Annotated in this window: 12 protein-coding genes and 1 riboswitch; of the genes, 9 read left to right on the top strand and 3 right to left on the bottom strand. The window is 46.7% G+C overall.

The features are described from left to right. Positions 1-190: 190 nt before the first annotated feature. Positions 191-883 carry a DUF6933 domain-containing protein gene (locus tag DI392_RS17905; protein ID WP_146194546.1) on the bottom strand — a complete coding sequence of 231 codons (693 nt, stop codon included), beginning with the start codon at positions 881-883 and terminating at the stop codon, positions 191-193. A gap of 152 nt (positions 884-1,035) precedes the next feature. On the opposite strand from DI392_RS17905, the gene DI392_RS17900 reads away from it, so the two are divergent. The 6 genes from DI392_RS17900 to DI392_RS17875 all read left to right on the top strand — a co-directional run bounded on the left by DI392_RS17900 (position 1,036) and on the right by DI392_RS17875 (position 9,782). Beyond that, positions 1,036-1,746 (top strand): HEPN domain-containing protein, encoded by a 711-nt coding sequence (locus tag DI392_RS17900; protein ID WP_109321063.1) that lies wholly within the window; start codon positions 1,036-1,038, stop codon positions 1,744-1,746. Positions 1,747-2,749: 1,003 nt separating this feature from the next. Beyond that, a complete protein-coding gene (locus tag DI392_RS17895; protein WP_109321062.1) occupies positions 2,750-3,307 on the top strand; it encodes a hypothetical protein in 558 nt (185 codons plus the stop codon). 573 nt (positions 3,308-3,880) lie between these two features. Next, on the top strand, positions 3,881-5,800 hold the full coding sequence (locus tag DI392_RS17890; RefSeq protein WP_109321061.1) for an ABC transporter substrate-binding protein: 1,920 nt from the start codon (positions 3,881-3,883) through the stop codon (positions 5,798-5,800). 81 nt (positions 5,801-5,881) lie between these two features. Beyond that, complete coding sequence (locus DI392_RS17885; RefSeq protein WP_109321060.1) at positions 5,882-6,877, top strand: ABC transporter permease; 996 nt, start codon at positions 5,882-5,884, stop codon at positions 6,875-6,877. Between the two features lie 12 nt (positions 6,878-6,889). Further along, complete coding sequence (locus DI392_RS17880; RefSeq protein WP_109321059.1) at positions 6,890-8,065, top strand: ABC transporter permease; 1,176 nt, start codon at positions 6,890-6,892, stop codon at positions 8,063-8,065. 10 nt (positions 8,066-8,075) lie between these two features. Next, positions 8,076-9,782 (top strand): dipeptide ABC transporter ATP-binding protein, encoded by a 1,707-nt coding sequence (locus DI392_RS17875; protein ID WP_425445702.1) that lies wholly within the window; start codon positions 8,076-8,078, stop codon positions 9,780-9,782. Positions 9,783-9,877: 95 nt separating this feature from the next. Here DI392_RS17875 and DI392_RS17870 read toward each other — a convergent pair whose 3' ends face one another. Further along, a complete protein-coding gene (locus DI392_RS17870) occupies positions 9,878-11,344 on the bottom strand; it encodes a sulfatase family protein (RefSeq protein ID WP_109321058.1) in 1,467 nt (488 codons plus the stop codon). A gap of 320 nt (positions 11,345-11,664) precedes the next feature. Between DI392_RS17870 and DI392_RS17865 the strand changes: the two genes are divergently transcribed. From DI392_RS17865 to metH, 3 genes are all read left to right on the top strand, one after another. Further along, positions 11,665-12,660, top strand: coding sequence for a porin (locus DI392_RS17865; RefSeq protein WP_109321057.1), 996 nt, complete (start codon positions 11,665-11,667; stop codon positions 12,658-12,660). A 265-nt stretch (positions 12,661-12,925) separates the two neighbouring features. Then, positions 12,926-13,867, top strand: a complete 942-nt coding sequence (gene metA / locus DI392_RS17860) for a homoserine O-acetyltransferase MetA (protein WP_109321066.1) — start codon at positions 12,926-12,928, stop codon at positions 13,865-13,867. A 31-nt stretch (positions 13,868-13,898) separates the two neighbouring features. Continuing rightward, positions 13,899-17,579, top strand: a complete 3,681-nt coding sequence (gene metH, locus DI392_RS17855) for a methionine synthase (protein ID WP_109321056.1) — start codon at positions 13,899-13,901, stop codon at positions 17,577-17,579. A gap of 127 nt (positions 17,580-17,706) precedes the next feature. Here metH and lysC read toward each other — a convergent pair whose 3' ends face one another. Next, the gene (lysC, locus tag DI392_RS17850) at positions 17,707-19,059 is read right to left on the bottom strand and encodes a lysine-sensitive aspartokinase 3 (RefSeq protein ID WP_109321055.1); all 1,353 of its coding nucleotides are present in this window, start codon (positions 19,057-19,059) and stop codon (positions 17,707-17,709) included. Positions 19,060-19,208: 149 nt separating this feature from the next. Next, positions 19,209-19,388, bottom strand: a riboswitch (Lysine riboswitch). Positions 19,389-19,670 lie beyond the last annotated feature (282 nt).

Raw genomic sequence — 19,670 nt, 5'->3', positions numbered from 1 at the left:
TCAACAAAGTGGGAAACGGCAAGTAGTCTTGTTCGCATTCTTGCATCTGATGTGGCGCGAATTAGTTTAGGGAAATCAGGTGTCATATAAGCTCCTTTCGAAGCTTACATTAGATCATAAAATTAGTGCGATTGGTATTATGGTCTATATCTGGTCGGGTGGGTAGGGCGAAACCGACTGGGAGTACTATCTATCGCTTGGTTGGAAACACGATCACATTGTCCGGAATAGACTCTGGTTGGTTCTGTAGATCCCACTCTTCGTGATCTGTACTCATCTTTATGGGCATGGGAGCACCAGACATTGCTCGCTTAAGTTCTCGTATACGTTCTGAGATCTCCTCAATCTGCTGTTCATCGTAATCACAGTAGTTTCTAAGCCAATGGAACAACATCTGGTTCGCCGGATAGATCATGTCCTTAAGCCCTTTGTATTGCTTTGGCATACTGTTCATATCCGCATCAAAGCACATCACTTGCTCGGTATCAGGCAAGCAACCAGAATTCTCAGCTGTGTCCTTAAAGAACCAAGCAATCTCATTGATATGAGATTGCATACTCCTGTCCGAACGACTAAAAAATCGGAACTCACTATTTACATCAAGAAAATTATTCAACATAGACTGAAAGTTATCATTATTCATGATCATCAAGTCTTCGCCGAAGTAGCGCACCATCTTTGCTGCACGAGCTATGAAGTCAGTGACAAATCGTCGGTACTCACCTTTTTTCAGATCAACAAAGGTCATCACATAGCGGGTGTCCTTCTCAATAGCGAAAATGATAGGTTTGCGCTTAACTCTGACCACATGCACTAACCACTCGCTGAGCTCTTGCGGTGTATTTCCATCGCTGTCTTTGATGTAATCAACATCATCTGACATTAACTTGCATGGTATTGGTTCTATGGGTGATATTTTTTCTCCCTTACGGGTTACGGTGAAAAAGTCACTAGCGGCTTTAGTACAGTTGAAGATCAGCATGATTTATTGGTCTGGTTGCTTAGGTGATAGCAGCTTAAGGCTTTCAGTCGCATATGCCAACAGTCGATAATTGCTTTGATGACTATAAGGGCATGGCTTACGTAAATGGGAAGTATTGCGAAAATCTGATGAGGAAGTTATATTCGAAGTTTACCCTGATTCAGTTAGATCCTGCTTGGATAGACAGCATACCCGATGAAGTTCGCAACTCTCGAAAGGAAGTCTCGAATGGAGATAACCCACTATACGATTTAGATTTCATCACTCTAAATGATGTTCTGTTTAAGGAAACTCCATTGGAGGATGTGACACCCGATGTCCTTAAAAGCATCAAATCTGGTGATATCGATAAGGAAGATCTGGGGAAATACATCCCGGAATCAAATTGGGAAAGGTACTTTTCTGAGTTGGTTGAGTGTGAATCGAAGTATTTACAAACAAGATGGGACAAGCTTTATAAACTGAGAAATAAAATTGCTCACAACAAGTTGTTCACGAAGAGTGACTTAGAGAATGTGAAGAAGATAACAGAGGAAGTAAAAGAGAAGGTGGACTCAGCACTGGACAACATATCTACTCTAGATGTCGAATCGCTACCGGTGCCGCCAGCGCTTCCTGAAGACAAGCTTGCGATCGAAGGTGAATTGGTTAGTGAGGATAAGCTACCAGTTAAGACTGAAAATACTGAAGAGGGCAGCTTAGGTGCTCTTGCAACGGTTGCTTTAATTGTTGGATTCTTAGCTGCGGTTTCTAAGGCTAAATAGGCAGAGAGTTCTGGTGGCTGACTCCCTGACCGAACCTTGTTGTGTAACTACCATACTCATCCCGCCAATGTCATTATTTGGTGATAGGAGCAACTCTAAGCCAAGGCGTTTGGGAAGGGTAAAATCTCTGGGTTATACAACATACTCTCATAGTGAATACCGTTGGAACTCGGGTGCTCTGCTAGGAACTGGATGTCCTGAGGTGGTAAAGCGAGGCTAATTCCACTAGTGCTTCCCGTCGCGAAGTAATGCCATTGAATTTACCAGCTTGACAGGTTTCAGTTCAGGTTCGATGTCGCCCGGTTGGTCGATGTATTAAAGTCATAGCGGGTGACTCTATGAAGTAATTCTGGCCAGAGATTTATGGTCGCTGAATAAGTCCCATTAACCACCACCAATACTGGTAACTGTATGATTTTTTATTGAAATTAATGCAGCGAAAGCACTCATTCCAAATCCGCGTGTTGGGAGTTCGAATCTCTCCACCCCTGCCATCTTCAAGGCCTCAGTCGAAAGACTGAGGCTTTTTTCATATTCATCTCCCGATAAATCTCAAGCTTTCCATACGACACTTCGTCCTTCTCCAATCCAATGATCTTTTTATGCTTTCCAAATCTGTTTTCCGGTGCATATCCTGTCGAATGGATCGCTGTGCCTCCGTGGACTATAGAGCAATGTATTCTGGTCGCGGTGTACTTCGTTGAATATCGCCAACAAATACCAATACATAGGCTCTGAGGAGCTTTATGGTCTATATCCGGTCGGGTGAAAGGGTTTACCATAGAAAGTACGTATTTATATCAAAAGGAACTCGCCCGACTGGGTGGGTGTCTTTTTATCGTTTGAGATTAAAGTATTAATTTCAAAGTTATTTCCTATATCGACGATTTTAGATATTCATCACTCCAATTATATTGAACGGCGTTCTGTGTCTTAGTAGTATTGAGCATATGCTCTATGTTGTATGAGTCGTAAACGTTATTATTTATGGGATGGTGTTTAAATGAGGAAAATTATAACTTTTTTGTTGGTTGTCTTTAGCTGTAATGCCTTAGCGTTAGGTGGGTATGAATCTTTGTCTGATACTCAGAAAAAGGTTATAGGAAAGGTTACCGATCAGCTTGGTATCAAGGATACGGATAATGCTGTAAAAAAGAAAATATTTGACAGTATAGAATTTGCATTTAATTCCGACTGGAATTCATATTGGCTTGGGCTCAATGAACTTAGCGCCTCAAAATATAAAGATGAGCAAGAAAAAGGCTTTGTTGAGTTGTCATTTAGTACTTCTAAAGAGGGAACTTTATTTTTTACCTTTATTTATAAGCCTGAAGTGAATCAGATTATTCTTTCGAAAAAACAGGTTCGTTACAGTTCAAAAAGCGTTGTTCTAGGTACGTTCGAAGAAAGAAAAGCAGATAAAGAGCACTACAAAATTATTTATGAGAAGGATAATTATGCATTGCTACAGACGAAAGGGAAAGTAGACTACGAGTACTATCATGTAGGGACTGATGCTGGTTTGGTCGTCTATGAAATGCAATCGACGATTGACTTGTAAACAGAGACTGTCCTGAATTCCGTGCATTTGTGCAATCTGTTACCAATAATAGATTGCATAAATGTGTATCACTAAAAAATTTATCCCTAGCCTGAAGAGTCGGCTATCTTGCATCCAGAACATCCTTATCATGTAACTAACCCCCTTGTTGTATTCTTCGCTCGATCAAAAAGTGGCTTCTAGGAGGTGAGTATTGCTCTTCCTCTAGTGTGTTTATTTTATTATTAATTGTAACCATTTGTTTTGCTTGTAAAAGCATTAGGTGATTCACCCTGTTGTCGATAGTTTTCGGTACTCAGAAAGGTGAAATCCGTCGATAAGTTTATCCAAAGTGTGATGTTTGTAACCTTTAACTTAAAAAAATAAAACGTAGTTTTGAAGTGAGTCGGCAAAATCAAAAAGCTGTTTTAAAAAATCATGTATTTCTTATTTAATTAACGCCAGCAGAGGGTTTTCTTTGCTGTTAGTGCTGGTCTATCAGGGCTGATAGCGGGAATGCCGTAAGAGCGAACTAATCAAGCCCTTGGTTTTGATTAGATTTGGTATTAGCAACACTATGTTAGAGAGTGATTAATGCGAGATAAGAACATACTACCTACACTTGGGAAAGCCGCAGTAGCGGTTGCCGCTGCAGTTTCTTTTTCTACATGGGCAACGGATTATCATGAAGCCCCTCAGCTTGCTAAGCTGGTTAAGGCTGGTGAGTTGCCGACGGTAGAAGAGCGTCTTCCTGAAGAGCCATTAGTTGTAACTCCGATTGAATCGATTGGTCAGTACGGCGGTCAATTACGTCTGGTTGGTCTGAAGACCGATGCAGGTCATCGTATGCGTATGCTGAAATACGACAACCTGTTCAATTTTAACCGTCACTATACTGGTATTGAGCCAAACCTTGCGACAGATTACGCCGTAAACGACGACCTGACAGAATACACCATCAGTCTGCGTAAGGGTGTTAAGTGGTCAGATGGTCATCCTTTCACTGCTGAAGATATTAAATTCTATATCGATCTTGTGGGGCGTCCGGACTGGACGGGGAACCGGCCTATGTATGCCAGGGCTCCGGGTGATGCTACTGCCACTGTTGTGGATGAGCATACCGTGAAAATTACGCTGGCTAAGCCAGATGGCATGTTTATCCGCAAGCTGGCTAATACCGATGGTTCCAATATTGTTCAGTTCCCTAAGCATTACTGTGAACAGTTCCTGCCTGAAGTAAACAAGAATGCGGGTGAACAGGCAAAAGAAGCCGGTTTTGATAGCTGGCTGCAGTTCTTCCAGACCAAGTGTCGTTCTATCTACTTCCAGGAGAGTTACCAGAATCCTGATCGTCCAAGCGTGAATGCCTGGAAGGTTAAAGTGACTCCGGGGCCTGCGACTCAATATGCGGTATGGGAACGTAACCCTTACTACTGGCAGGTAGACACAGAAGGTAATCAGCTGCCTTATCTGGATGAAGTGTATTTCGCATACTCAGAAAACAAAGAAGAAATGGTGCTACGTGCTGCGGCTGGTGAGACAGATTTCCAGACCCGTCATATTGGTAAAGCGCAGTATCGCCCAATGTTGTTCCAAAATGCAGAAAAAGGCGGTTACGAGTATCAGACTCGTCCTAGTACCCGCATGAATGCCACTATTCTTGGCCTGAACCAGACCAGTAAAGATCCGGTTAAGCGTGAGTTGTTTGCGAATAAAGATTTCCGTATTGCGCTGTCTTATGCCATTGACCGCGAAGGGATTAGCGAAACGATCTATTCAGGGGTAACAGACCCTTATCAGGCTGCGCCATCGCCGGGTAGCGCATTCTATGATGAAAAGTTTGCTACTCAGTACACCGCATACAATCCGGAAAAAGCCAATCAGATGCTGGATGCTATTGGTCTGAATAAACGTGATGATGAAGGATACCGACTGGACAAAACTGGTCAGCGTCTGCGTATTCAGGCTTTGTTTGATCAGCGTAAAGTTGGCGAACCAACCGATATTCTGGAACTGGTGAAAAATGACTGGAAGAAAGTGGGTATTTTCCTGGATATCCGCATCGTAGAAGGGTCATACCTGCAGACTCAGCGTCTGGCGAATGATTATGACCTGATTCCTGCTCTTGGTGACGGTGGTATCGGTGTGCTGGATGCGTTCCGCAGCTATGCACCGCAGAACCCGGAATCAACCTGGGGTCTGGGCTATTACTACTGGATGAGTGATAAAAACCATGCGGATGCGGTTGAGCCGCCAGCTCACGTTAAGAAGCAAATCGAACTGTACCGCAAGATGGGTAACACGGCCTCAACAGAAGAGCAAACTAAGTTGATGAGCGAAATCGTTAAGATTGCAAAAGAGAACTTCTATGTAATTGGTACGGTTTCTTCTCTGGATGAAGGGGTTGTGATCAAACATGGTGTACATAATGCTGATACGGAAGTTCCTTCCTCGTACGGCATTGCTTCACCAGGTCCGATGCGGACTTCTCAACTGTGGAAAGAAGCGAAGTAATTTTTTCCACCCGGGCGGGGCAGGCTGTTGGCCTGCTCTGTCAAACCCAATAGAAATATTTATATAACTATAGGAATAATGATGAGTAGTTTTTTCCTGTACATTGGTCGTCGACTGGCTGCGGTTTTTACCACCCTGTTGGTTGTATCAGCGTTAGTTTTTGTCGTTATAGATTTGCCTCCGGGTGATTTTGCTTCTGCCAGAATCGCTGAAATGGCGGCGATGGGGCAGGATGTCGACCCGGAGCAAATTTTAGTTTTGCGTGAAATGTTCGGCCTGGATAAGCCTTTGTATGAGCGTTATCTGAGCTGGATGGGGGGACTTCTGACCGGAGATCTTGGCCTGTCACTAGTGAATAACAAACCGGTTTGGGACAATATCGCACCATCGATGTTGCCGACTATATTGCTGGCTTCAGCCGTACTTCTGTTTAAATTCCTTATTGCGGTACCTATCGGTGTTTACTCGGCTCTTCGCCAGTACTCTTTTGGTGATTATGTCGCCACTATCTTTGGTTTTATCGGCATGGCTACGCCAAACTTTGTCATCGCGATTGTGGCATTGCTGATCGGCTACCATAGCTTTGATGTGATGCTGTCTGGCCTGTATTCGGCGGAATATATCAGTCAGCCGATGTCATTTGATAAGTTTATGAACGGTGTCAGTCGCAGCTGGTTGTATATTCTGGTTGCCGGTACCGCTGGTATGGCCGGGATCATCCGGATTATGCGGGCTAACCTGCTGGATGAGCTGACCAAACCTTATGTAAAAACGGCTCGTGCGAAAGGGCAAAAAGAATCCACTCTTTTACTTAAATACCCTATTCGTGTTGCTTTTCTTCCTCTTGCCGCTGTTATCGGCTGGCAGCTACCACTGTTGATCAGTGCTGACGTTATTGTCAGTCAGGTACTGAATATTCCGACCATGGGCCCGACAATGCTGAATGCCCTGCGTAATCAGGATATGTATTTGGCAGGGGATATCCTTCTATTTATGTCGATGCTGACCATCATTGGTACCATCATTTCAGATTTGATCATGTATTGGGTAGATCCACGCGTACGCGCTGGACTGTAAGGAGCAAGAGTTATGAGTAGTAATGTTACCGCAGCTTCAGACAGCGGGATTTTTGGTAAGTTGTTTAAACGAAAAAAGAAAGAGATTAACCTAGCAGAAGCCACTGCATGGCAGCTAATCGGTATTAAGCTGCGCCGGCATAAGCTGGCATGGTATAGCATCTGGTTCCTGGCAGTGCTCTATTTTGTGGCGATTTTTGCGGAATTCTTCGCGCCATTTGATCCGAGTGATACCTGGCGTCGTTATACCTACGCACCACCGCAGGAAGTGAATCTGTTTGAGCAGACGGACGATGGCTGGCAATGGGCTCCGCATATGGTGGGATATGATGTAAAAACCAATATCATGACCCTGAAGCGGGACTATACGCCAGATGAAGAAAAGAAAGTGTATTTCGAATTCTTCGGTAAAACGGAACCGTACACACTGGCTGGATTTATCCCGATGCAGTACAAGTTGTTGGTGCCGGAAAACAGCAAGCAGCCATTCTTTATGCTGGGCTCTGACCGTATGGGGCGCGATATGCTGTCGCGTATTATTCATGGTGCCCGTATTTCTCTGTCGGTAGGTCTGATAGGGGTCTTCTGTACCTTCTTTATCGGTATTCTGGTCGGCGGTATCTCAGGTTATTTCGGTGGTAAAGTGGATAACGTTATTCAACGTCTGATGGAGATCATCAAATCCATACCAACCTTGCCTCTTTGGATGGCATTGGGGGCTTCTCTGCCTAATGACTGGAGCTCGCTGCAGCGCTATTTTCTGATCACTATTATCCTCGGACTGGTCGCATGGCCGGACATGGCACGTGTGGTCCGCAGCCGTTTTATGTCACTGAGAAACGAAGAATATGTGGCTGCAGCCTGGCTGGATGGTAACACGCCGTTTGAAATTATCCGCCGTTATATGGTGCCTAACTTCCTGAGCCACATTATTGCCGTGGTGACACTGGCGATACCGGCCATGATTCTGGGTGAAACCTCTCTGAGCTTCCTTGGATTAGGCTTGCAGCCACCGATGGTGAGCTGGGGCGTTCTGCTTCAGGAAGCGCAGAATATCCGTGCTTTGGCAGAAGCCGTCTGGCTGCTTATTCCGGCGGCATGTGTGGTGATTGCTATTCTGGCGATGAACTTTGTTGGCGACGGTTTACGTGACGCCTGTGACCCATACCACGATCAAGGTGCGAAATAAGGTATTAACAATGGCTGAGAATTCTATTGAAATGAAAAAAGTGCTTGAAGTTAAAGGGCTTAACGTCAGCTTCCCGACAACCATGGAAACGTTCCATGCGGTAAAAAACGTCAGTTTTGAGCTTTATCGTGGTGAAACCCTGTCCGTGATTGGTGAATCAGGATCCGGTAAGTCAGTGACTTCCAGTGCGATCCTGCAGTTGCTGGACAAGCCGGGTCGGATTGATTCTGGTGAAATCATGCTGCATCAGGATGGTTCAAAAGTGGATATCACTACTCTGGATCCGCGCAGCGAAGAAATGCGCAATCTGCGCCGTTTTAGTTTTTCTCTGGTATCTCAGGAGCCGATGGCGGCGCTGAGCCCTGTGCATACCGTGGGTGATCAGATCAAGGAAGTGTTGGTTCTGGTTGAGCCGGGTATTAGTAAAGAAGCGGCTCATCAGCGAGCACTGGAACTGCTGCATCAGGTGCAGATGCCTGAACCGGAAAGTCTGATCAACAAGTATTCGTTCCAGTTATCGGGAGGTCAGCGTCAGCGGGTGGTGATAGCGATGGCGATCGCCAGTCGCCCGGATGTGTTGATCGCCGATGAGCCAACCACGGCTCTGGATGTGACCACTCAGGCCGAGATCCTGGATCTGTTTTCCAAGCTGCAGAAAGAGATCGGCATGGCGATTTTGTTTATCACCCATGACCTTGGTGTGGTGGCGCAGATCTCAGACCGCGTTGTGGTGATGGAGAAAGGAGTATTGGTTGAGCAGGGCGATGTCCGGCAGATCTTCGAGGCACCGGAACATCCATATACCATTAAACTGATGAATGCGACCCGTGCTCTTGAGAGTCCGTCACAGTTTAAGCGTGCATTTAATGCCGAAGAGTATGGTAACCGGAAACCTCTGCTGGATGTGTGTAACGTCACTAAAGTGTTTGAGAAGCCGACTAAGTTACTGCAGAAAGCGGAATACATGACGGCTGTCGATGATGCGAGTCTGGTACTGCATGCTGGTGAATCTCTCGGGATTGTTGGTGAATCAGGTTCCGGTAAAAGTACATTAGGCCGGGCGATTTTAGGTATGTCACCGGCCACCTCTGGCAGTATTCGTTATGTTGATGAAGCTAACCAGATTGATATGGAGTTGTCGGATTACAAACGAGGTAAACGGGATCCTCTGTTTGCGGATCTGCGCCTGATTTTTCAGGATCCGTGGTCATCGCTGAACCCGCGTATGACCGTCTCCGATATTATCGAAGAGCCACTTAAGCTGTTGCGTACGGAACTGTCAGGAGAAGAGCGTAAGAAACGTGTTCGCGATATGATGAGCCGGGTAGGGCTGCCTGCTGAATTTGCCAGCCGCTACCCGCATGCCTTCTCTGGTGGTCAGCGCCAGCGTATCGTTATCGCCCGGGCTCTGGTGACCATTCCAAAACTGATCATTGCCGATGAAGCGACAGCCGCTCTGGATGTATCTTTGCGCTCGCAGGTGCTGGATTTGCTGATTGAGTTCCAGAATGAGTTTGGTACGGCGTTTGTGTTGATCACGCATGATATTGCGACGGTAAAGTATTTCTGTGACCGGGTGATCGTGTTGCAACATGGCAAAATTATGGAACAGGGCAGTGTTGAACAGGTGATTCATAATCCTCAGGAAGCGTATACCCAGCGTCTGATCGCTGCGGTACCAGTGGCAGAATTACCACCGGAGATAAACGCAGCATAGCGTATTTTTCGGAGATATCCCTTCTAAGTTCAAAGGCCCGGTTTCGGGCCTTTTTTATTATGGGTATCACTCTGCTGGGTATCTAGGGTATCGATTTAGTTATCAAACAGATGGTAAGGCAGCAGATTAGCCAGAATACCTTTTTCGGCCCATGGATCCTGAACCCGAACCAGTTCTTTCGCCATTTCGCGTAGCAGGTGGCGGACGTAAGGTGCATCCGGTTCGAAAGGCAGGTTGTTGAACTGATAGGGGTCGCTCTGATTGTCAAACAGCAGGGTGGATGTTATTTGGTGAGAAGTATTGATATCGATCGCTAACGTGTAATGCTCAGTTTTGATACCGCGTGACTGAGGGAAGTAATCGACGACTTCACCCTGAGAGTTTCGTTCACCATCCAGATTTCTCAGGTACAGAGCGGACTGAAACTCTGGTTGCGGCTGATTCACTATCTGAGAGAGGTCCCGGCCATGAATCGGAGCTGGAGTGTATTCACGTAGCGACAGCAACCCGAGCGTGGTGGGCATAATATCGGCGCTGTTGACGAAAGCCGGGGAATGAAAATGTACTTTCTGGCCAGGTCGTTTGATGAGGAAGGGGACAGAGAACGCCTCGTTGTAAATGCAGTTTTTGGCATCACTGATCGCGTGACTGCATAGCGTTTCTCCGTGATCACTGGTAAAGACGACCAGCGTATTCTCCCACTCGCCCATTGTTTTAAGAGTGTCGATGATCCGGCCTATTTCTTTGTCCACTCCCGACACGTTGGCAAAGTAATAAGCGGCCGCATCCGATTTATCCATATCATGGCTGGCATTGTCTCTTACCAGCAGTTCTGCATGGGTTTTATCCTTATACAACTGCCAGTCAGACTCCCGGCAGTCTTCTAAGCCTGAATAGGGACTATGAGGTGGGTTCATGGAGAGAAACAGAGCGAATGGCTTGTCCTGATCCCGTTCCCCATTCTGGTTGGTCAGATATTCAATGGCTTTGTCTGCCTCATGCTCGGCAGACCAGGTTTTCGGGTCGTGGCGTTTGCCGTGGGTATCGTAGTAGTGCGGATTATTATGTTCGTCAAAGGTGCCGTAGCCATACCAGTAGTGAATACCATGACGGCGCTGTGGCTCGGTATACGAGTCCCAGGCAGGGGTTCTGGAATCGACAAACTCTCCCGGATTTTCCGGATCATTCGGTGTCGGAACATCCAAATGCCATTTACCAATATAGCCCACATGATAGCCAGCCTGAGCTAAGGCATCCGTAAAGCAGGGGGCATCGTCGGGCAGTTCGGATGTCATTCGCTGTGAATGACAGTTAAGGGGAACACCACTCCGGGAAGGAAAATTGCCGGTCATCAGACTGCCACGGTGCGGGCTGCAGACCGGGCAGTTGCTGACGGCATTGGTCAGAATGGTTGATTGGTTTGCCAGTTGATCAAGGTTTGGGGTGAATACAGGATCGCCTCGACCAGGAATCAGGGTGGCAAATTCCGGGTTCTGCCATAACCCAAGGGACATCAGACGAAATTGATCAGGGAAAATATACAGTAGGTTGTGTTTTTTCATAATGAATATATTGATTAATTATCCGTATTGCGTTCTTTAAATAATAAGTTTTGTGCGCTTTATATTACGCTGTTCTGTATTTTAAAGTTGTAATTATATTCTTGTGTTTATATTTTTTAATTTCAGTAAAACTTTGTTTCCTTTCGATCTGTCTCATGAAAACAAAATAATAAAACAGTTTTTTATTTAATTTTATATATTTTTATTTAATAGTTAGTTCCACTGATTTTTGCTGAGCGGATGATTTTCTTAGCTTAAATTAAGTTAAAACAATGGGTTACATAAATATTGTAATCAATAGTAAAATATTGGAGTTAATTATGAACATCAAACCATTAGCAGCAGCGGTATCCCTACTTGTTGCGGCAGGCACTGTTTCTGCTGGCGAAATTTATGCGTCAGATGATAATAAAGTAGAGATTAAAGGCTGGGCAGAATCCACAGCACTGTCTGTGAAGTCTGATAAGGTAAATAAAAACCTGCATGTATATACTGATGCACAGCTGAAAGTAATTGGTACTCACACTCTGGATGAAAAATCTAAAGTTGTAGGTTCATATGCAATTAACGCTGGTGACAGTACAGCTAAAGAAGCAAAATTTGCTGATATTAAAGTAGAGTACGATCACGCTGATCTGGGTAACTTTTCTGTCGGTGACACCGGCAACTCATTTGGCGTGGTAAATAAAGCCAAAGCGGGTAAGGGTAAAAACCTGTATATGGTAGATCAGGGTGGTGTTGACGGCCAGGGGCTTCGTTATAAGAAGACCATTAACGATCTTGAATTTTCCGCTAACTACGAAACAGATAGTGGTGTGGTTGAAGACGGTAAAGACAAACACGAAAGCAACTACGCAGCTTCTCTGAACTATAAAACTGACGATTTTTCTGCTGCAGTAGCTTACGGTTCTGATGGCGGCAGCGCGCGTTCAATCGGTTTGGGTGGTGACTACACTGTAAACGAGCTTACGTTGGGTGCGGCTTTTATTCGCTTTGAAGATGCGACTAAACTGAAAGTGAGCGATAGCGTAGAGCTTGATTTGCAAAAGGCTGGCCTGCTTCCTAACGAAGGTAACACTTATTCTGTTATGGCTAAATACAAGCTGGATGATGTAGAGCTGTATGGTTCAGTTCAGTTCGTTGATGGTGAAGTTGACGGAAAAGATGTTGAAGCCAAAACTGCTTATGTAGGTGCAACCTATGAAGTGACTTCTTCACTGAAAACTGACCTGGTATTCCAGACGGGTTCTTTTGAAACTGAAGCAGATAAAGAAGACGGCAACTTTGTGAAATTTGTTGCCAAGTACTCATTCTAATCGACTGAGCAATCCACTGTCTTATTATTTTTTTGCACTGTTTTTTGCACCAGCCACATCAGTTTGATGTGGCTTTTTTCGTTTGCTTTCTTATGGCTCTACACTTCGTATAAGCAAAAGTATCATAGACTTATTTTTTCTTATTAGAGCTGATGATAATTGATTGCAGAAGGCTTTCGTTTTCAGTGGTGATTTCTGCTCGACATCACAAATTTCTTCGGTTAATCTGGCTGTATAGACGTCTAGATAGCTTATGGAGAAAGCCGTGCCAATTAAGATTCCCGATCAACTGCCTGCTTCTGATGTATTACGCCAGGAAAACATTTTTGTGATGTCAGAATCACGGGCCTCCACTCAGGAGATCCGTCCGCTAAAGGTACTGATTCTGAACTTGATGCCGAAAAAAATTGAGACGGAAACTCAGTTTCTGCGTCTGCTATCGAACAGCCCATTGCAGGTGGATGTTGAGCTGCTGCGTATCGACAACCGCCCGAGTAAGAATACCCCGACCGAGCACCTGGATACCTTTTATCGTCAGTTTGAAATGGTGAAAGACCGCAATTTTGACGGCCTTATCATTACCGGTGCACCTCTGGGGCTGGTGCAGTTTGAAGATGTGCTGTACTGGGATCACCTACAGGTGATTATGAACTGGGCAAAAGACCATGTGACCTCGACCATGTTCGTGTGCTGGGCTGCGCAGGCGGGTCTGAAACTCTTATATAACCTGCCGAAAAGAACCCGAAAAGAAAAGCTATCTGGCGTGTACGTGCACAGCATTCATGAGCAATACAACGCTCTGCTGCGTGGTTTTGATGATACATTCCTGGCTCCGCATTCCCGTTATGCGGATTTTTCTCCTGAGTATTTGTCTGAGCATACGGATCTGGATATCCTGGCGACTTCTGATGTGGCCGGTGTTTATCTGGCGGCGACAAAGGATAAGCGTAATGTGTTTGTGACCGGTCATCCTGAGTACGATTCACACACTCTGCACAATGAGTATGTTCGTGATTTAGGAGAAGGCATGGACCCGGCTATTCCGGTAAACTATTATCCGAATGATAATCCCGATAATGCGCCAACCGCGAGCTGGCGTAGTCATGGTCATCTGTTGTTCGCTAACTGGCTTAACTATTGCGTTTACCAGCGTACACCGTATGATCTGGAACACTTCTCGGAAGAAAACTTTACGAAAGATGACTAGTCTGTACATGGACAAGGATTGAGGCAGTACTGTGGGCATAAGCAATACAAGACAACTGATTGAACAACAACTGAAACAGCGTATTCTGATTCTGGATGGTGGTATGGGTACCATGATCCAGGGTTATAAGCTGGAAGAAGACGATTATCGCGGTGAACGCTTTGCCGACTGGCATTGCGACCTGAAAGGTAACAATGACCTGCTGGTGCTGACTCAGCCTGAGATTATTAAAAATATCCACTCAGCTTACCTGGAAGCCGGTGCCGATATTCTGGAAACCAACACCTTTAATGCGACGACCATCGCGATGGCTGACTATGATATGGAAAGCCTGAGCGACGAGATCAACTACGAAGCTGCCCGGTTAGCTCGTCAGGCTGCTGATGAGTGGACAGCGAAAACGCCTGAAAAACCGCGTTTTGTTGCGGGTGTGTTGGGCCCGACCAACCGGACTTGTTCTATTTCACCTGATGTGAATGATCCGGGTTTCCGAAATGTCACGTTTGATGGGCTGGTGGAAGCTTACTCTGAGTCGACCCGTGCGCTGATTAAGGGCGGTGTGGATCTTATCCTTATCGAAACCATCTTCGATACGCTGAATGCCAAGGCGTGTGCATTTGCGGTGGATTCTGTATTTGAAGAGCAGGGTATTAAGCTGCCGGTGATGATCTCCGGTACCATTACGGATGCCTCTGGCCGGACGCTTTCCGGTCAGACAACCGAAGCCTTCTATAACGCACTGCGCCATGTGGAGCCTATTTCGTTTGGTCTGAACTGTGCGTTGGGCCCGGACGAGCTGCGTCAGTATGTGGAAGAGTTGTCGCGTATCTCTGAATGCTATGTTTCCGCGCACCCGAATGCCGGTCTGCCGAATGCTTTTGGTGAGTACGACCTGTCAGACGCTGATATGGCGGTACATATTAAAGAGTGGGCAGAAAGCGGCTTCCTGAATATCGTTGGCGGCTGTTGTGGTACCACTCCGGAGCATATCCGTGCCATGGCGGAAGCGGTGGACAATGTGGCTCCGCGTAAGCTGCCAGAGCTTTCGGTGGCGTGTCGTCTGTCTGGTCTGGAACCGCTGACGATTGAAAAAGAGAGTTTGTTTATCAACGTGGGTGAGCGAACCAACGTGACCGGTTCTGCCCGCTTTAAACGTCTGATTAAAGAAGAAGCCTATGACGAAGCGCTGGAAGTGGCTCGTCAGCAGGTGGAGAACGGCGCGCAGATCATCGATATCAATATGGATGAAGGCATGCTGGATGCGGAAGCCTGCATGGTGCGTTTCCTGAACCTGTGTGCGTCCGAGCCTGAGATCTCTAAAGTGCCGATTATGGTCGACTCTTCCAAATGGGAAGTGATCGAGGCCGGCCTGAAATGCATTCAGGGCAAGGGGATCGTAAACTCCATTTCCATGAAAGAAGGGAAAGAGAAGTTTATTCAGCAGGCAAAACTGATTCGTCGCTATGGCGCTGCTGTGATCGTGATGGCCTTTGATGAAGTCGGTCAGGCGGATACCCGCGAGCGTAAGCTGGAAATCTGTACCAATGCTTATCGCGTTCTGGTGGATGAAGTGGGCTTCCCGGCGGAAGATATTATCTTTGACCCGAACATCTTTGCTGTAGCGACCGGTATTGATGAACACAACAATTACGCTGTGGACTTTATCGAAGCGGTCGCGGATATCAAGCGTGATTTGCCGCATGCGATGATTTCTGGTGGGGTGTCGAACGTTTCCTTCTCCTTCCGTGGTAATAACTACGTGCGTGAAGCGATTCATGCCGTCTTCCTGTATCACTGCTTTAAGAATGGTATGGATATGGGGATCGTGAATGCCGGTCAGCTGGAAATTTACGATAACGTACCGGAAAAACTGCGTAACGCGGTCGAAGATGTGATTCTGAACCGCCATGCTGATGCAACAGAAAATCTGCTGGAAATTGCGGATGAGTACCGTGAGAACGCTGTCGGCAAGCAAGAAGATGCGTCGGCTCTGGAGTGGCGCACCTGGTCGGTAACCAAGCGACTTGAACATGCGCTGGTGAAAGGCATCACTGAATTTATTGTTGAAGATACTGAAGAAGCTAGAGCCAATGCCAGTAAACCACTGGAGGTTATCGAAGGACCGCTGATGGATGGTATGAACGTGGTCGGTGACCTGTTCGGCGAAGGTAAAATGTTCCTGCCTCAGGTGGTGAAATCTGCCCGGGTGATGAAGCAGGCCGTGGCCTATCTGGAACCGTATATTAATGCGGAAAAGCAGGCGGGAACGTCGAACGGTAAGATCCTGCTGGCAACCGTAAAAGGGGATGTGCACGATATCGGTAAGAATATCGTCGGCGTGGTGCTGCAGTGTAATAACTATGAGATCATCGACCTTGGCGTGATGGTGCCGTGTGAGAAAATCCTGAAAGTGGCCAAAGAAGAGAATGTGGATCTGATTGGTCTTTCCGGTCTGATCACACCGTCTCTGGATGAAATGGTACACGTTGCCAAGGAAATGGAACGGAATGGTTTTGATACTCCGTTAATGATCGGTGGTGCCACCACGTCTAAAGCTCATACGGCGGTGAAAATCGAGCAGAACTACAGCCACCCTGTTGTGTATGTCAGCAATGCATCACGTGCTGTTGGGGTGTGTTCTTCACTGATCTCTGATGAGCTGCGTCCGGCCTTTGTTGAAAAACTGGAAGCAGAATACGAACTGGTGCGTGAGCAGCATAGCCGCAAAACACCACGTACCAAGCCGGTTACTCTGGAACAGGCAAGAGCCAACCAGCTGGCAACGGACTGGGAGAGCTATACGCCACCGGCACCAGCAAAACCGGGCGTGCATGTATTTGAAGATATGGATGTGAGTACCCTGCGCGAGTATATCGACTGGACACCGTTCTTTATGACCTGGTCTCTGTCGGGTAAATATCCGAAAATCCTTGATCACGAAGAAGTGGGCGAAGAAGCAAGAAAGCTGTTTAAAGATGCTAATGACTGGCTGGATCGTATCGAAGCGGAAGGGCTGCTGAAAACGGCCGGTATTTGTGGTCTGTTCCCGGCAGCAAGTACTGGTGATGACATTGAGGTGTATGCCGATAACTCACGTAATGAAGTGACTAAAGTACTGCATCATCTGCGTCAGCAAACTCAGAAACCTCGAGGTGCGAACTACTGTCTGTCGGACTTTATTGCACCGAAAGAGAGCGGTAAGCAGGACTGGATTGGTATGTTTGCGGTGACCGGCGGTATTGGTGAGCGCGAACTGGCAGATGACTTTAAAGCCAAGGGTGATGACTACAACGCCATTATGATTCAGGCTGTGGCTGACCGTCTGGCAGAAGCTTTTGCGGAATATCTGCATCAGAAGGTTCGTACTGAAATCTGGGGCTATGCACCGGATGAGAACCTGAGCAATGATGATCTGATCCGTGAGAAATATCAGGGTATTCGTCCTGCACCGGGTTACGCTGCCTGTCCTGAACACTCAGAGAAAGGGCCTATCTGGGATCTGCTGGGTGTGGAAGAGCAGATCGGTATGCAACTGACCAGCAGCTATGCCATGATGCCGGGTGCTTCGGTATCGGGCTGGTACTTCTCTCATCCTGACTCCCGTTACTTTGCGGTAGCGAAGATTCAGGAAGATCAGCTGGATGATTATGCGCAGCGTAAAGGCTGGGATCGCGTGGAAGCTGAACGCTGGTTAGGGCCTAACCTGTCGTAGAGACTAGGTCGCTTCGCTGCTAGAAACTAGAGACTATAAAACAAAGCCCGCTAGCTTATTGAAGCCGCGGGCTTTATTATTTTCTTCTAGTCTCTAGTCTCTAGTCTCTAGTCTCTAGTCTCTAGTCTTAACCTTCAAACAGCTCTGCATGCAGTTTCTGCACGGCTTCTGCAGCAACAGATTCGTGCAGCAGGAAGCACAGGTTGTGCTGGCTGGCACCGTAGCAGATCATGCGCAGGTTGAAATCTTCCAGCGTGCTGAATACTTTCTTTGCGTAGCCTTTGCTGCCGCTCATTTTGTTACCAACCAAGGCGATAACACTTTGGTTATATTCAACATCTACCTTACATAGCTCTTCCAGTTCGGCTCTTGCTTCTGCCGGTAGCTCAGGTGCACCGCCTGCGGTGTTGGTTTTGTCCAGTGTCAGGGCAACACTGACTTCCGAGGTGGTGATCAGATCCACGGAAATCTGGTATTTAGCCAGGATCTGGAAAACCTCAGCCAGGAAGCCGTAGGCGTGGAACATGTTCGGGCTGTGCAGTGTCACCATGGTCTGGTTTCTGCGCAGGGCAATCGCGCGGAACAGAGGCTGACTTTCTACCTGCTGACGAATCCAGGTGCCGCCTTTTTCCGGCTCTTTCGATGAGCCGACAAACACCGGGATCTGATGGCGTAGCGCCGGTACCAGCGTTGATGGGTGCAGGATTTTGGCACCAAAGTTTGCCATTTCCGAAGCTTCGCTAAAGCTGATTTCAGGAATAGGGGAGGCTTTAGACGCGATACGCGGGTCGGTCGTATAAATACCAGGAACATCAGTCCAGATCTCCAGGCCAGCCGCTTTGACAGCTTCGGCAATCAATGCTGCACTGTAGTCACTTCCGCCCCGGCCAAATGTGGTTGTGTTACCTTCTGCATCTGCACCGATAAAGCCCTGAGTGACCACGACATGGTCTTTACATAGCGGAATCAGCTTTTCGTCAGCTAATGCAGAAATCTCTTCCAGTTGCGCTTCGGCTTTACCATAAGAGCTGTCAGTGCGCATAATGTCACGGATATTAAAACGGACCGCATTCATGCCGCGATCTTGCATAACCTGAGTTAACAGGTGGGTAGACATGCGCTCACCATAGGCCACGATATGGTCGGTCAGCTTGTCACTGCTCTGGAAAGAAGCGGCTTCTGCTGCTGAGGTAACACTTTTCAGCAGGGACTCTACAGCCGATTTGGCAGGTTCTGGCTGTTTCAGCTGCCCGATAACGGAGAAGTGAATCTCTTTTAGTTGCTCGACCAGCGCAATACGACGCGCTTCTTCTTGCACGCCATTCGCCAGTTCAACCAGGATATTGGTGACTCCGGAACAGGCACTGCTGACAACCAGTTTGGTATTCGGATTATTATCAATAACGGCAGCACAACGGCTCATGGCTTCGAAATCGGCGACGCTGGTACCACCAAATTTTGCTACATTGAATGCGCTCACGGCATTTCTCCCAAAAGTTTCTAAATGAGTAAGTGTAGTAGAAACTGATACCAGTTCTAGTCATTAGATAATGATTGGAATTGGTATTACATGTTTCGTTTGGAAGAGATATTTCTCAGAGCAGAGGAGATGCATATAGACAGGATGCGTACCTCAGAAGCTCTTCACCAAACCTGTTGTTGGTGACAGTCGCCAGGATTCAGCCTGTACGACCGATACATATTCACCGTCACTGAATATGTATCTCGGCATTGCTCCCCCTGAGTATTTTGTATTGGAGTTGAGGCTCCACAAAACACCTGCCTGGGCAATGCTCCTCTTCTGCTAAAAAGCCCGTATATTGAACGGATTTAGGGCATAAAAGTCAACCGGGAATTTAGGGTTTTTGGGGATTTTATGCAATGAGCCTGAATATACTTCTAGAGACTAGAGACTAGAGACTAGAGACTAGAGACTAGAGACTAGAGACTAGAGACTATAAGAGAATACAGAGCGCTTCGCTTTGAGACTACAGAAAAGCCTCTTATTTTTTATACACTCATTTAAGAAAGGTGTTGGGGTTAAGCAAGACTGGTGGGGTAAAAAATGGTTATGGCGCATAGGTGAACGTT

Origin of the sequence: Vibrio albus, assembly GCF_003144035.1 — a bacterium.
In the GTDB taxonomy this organism is placed as follows: domain Bacteria; phylum Pseudomonadota; class Gammaproteobacteria; order Enterobacterales; family Vibrionaceae; genus Vibrio; species Vibrio albus.
This window is presented reverse-complemented; position numbering and strand designations above follow the sequence as displayed.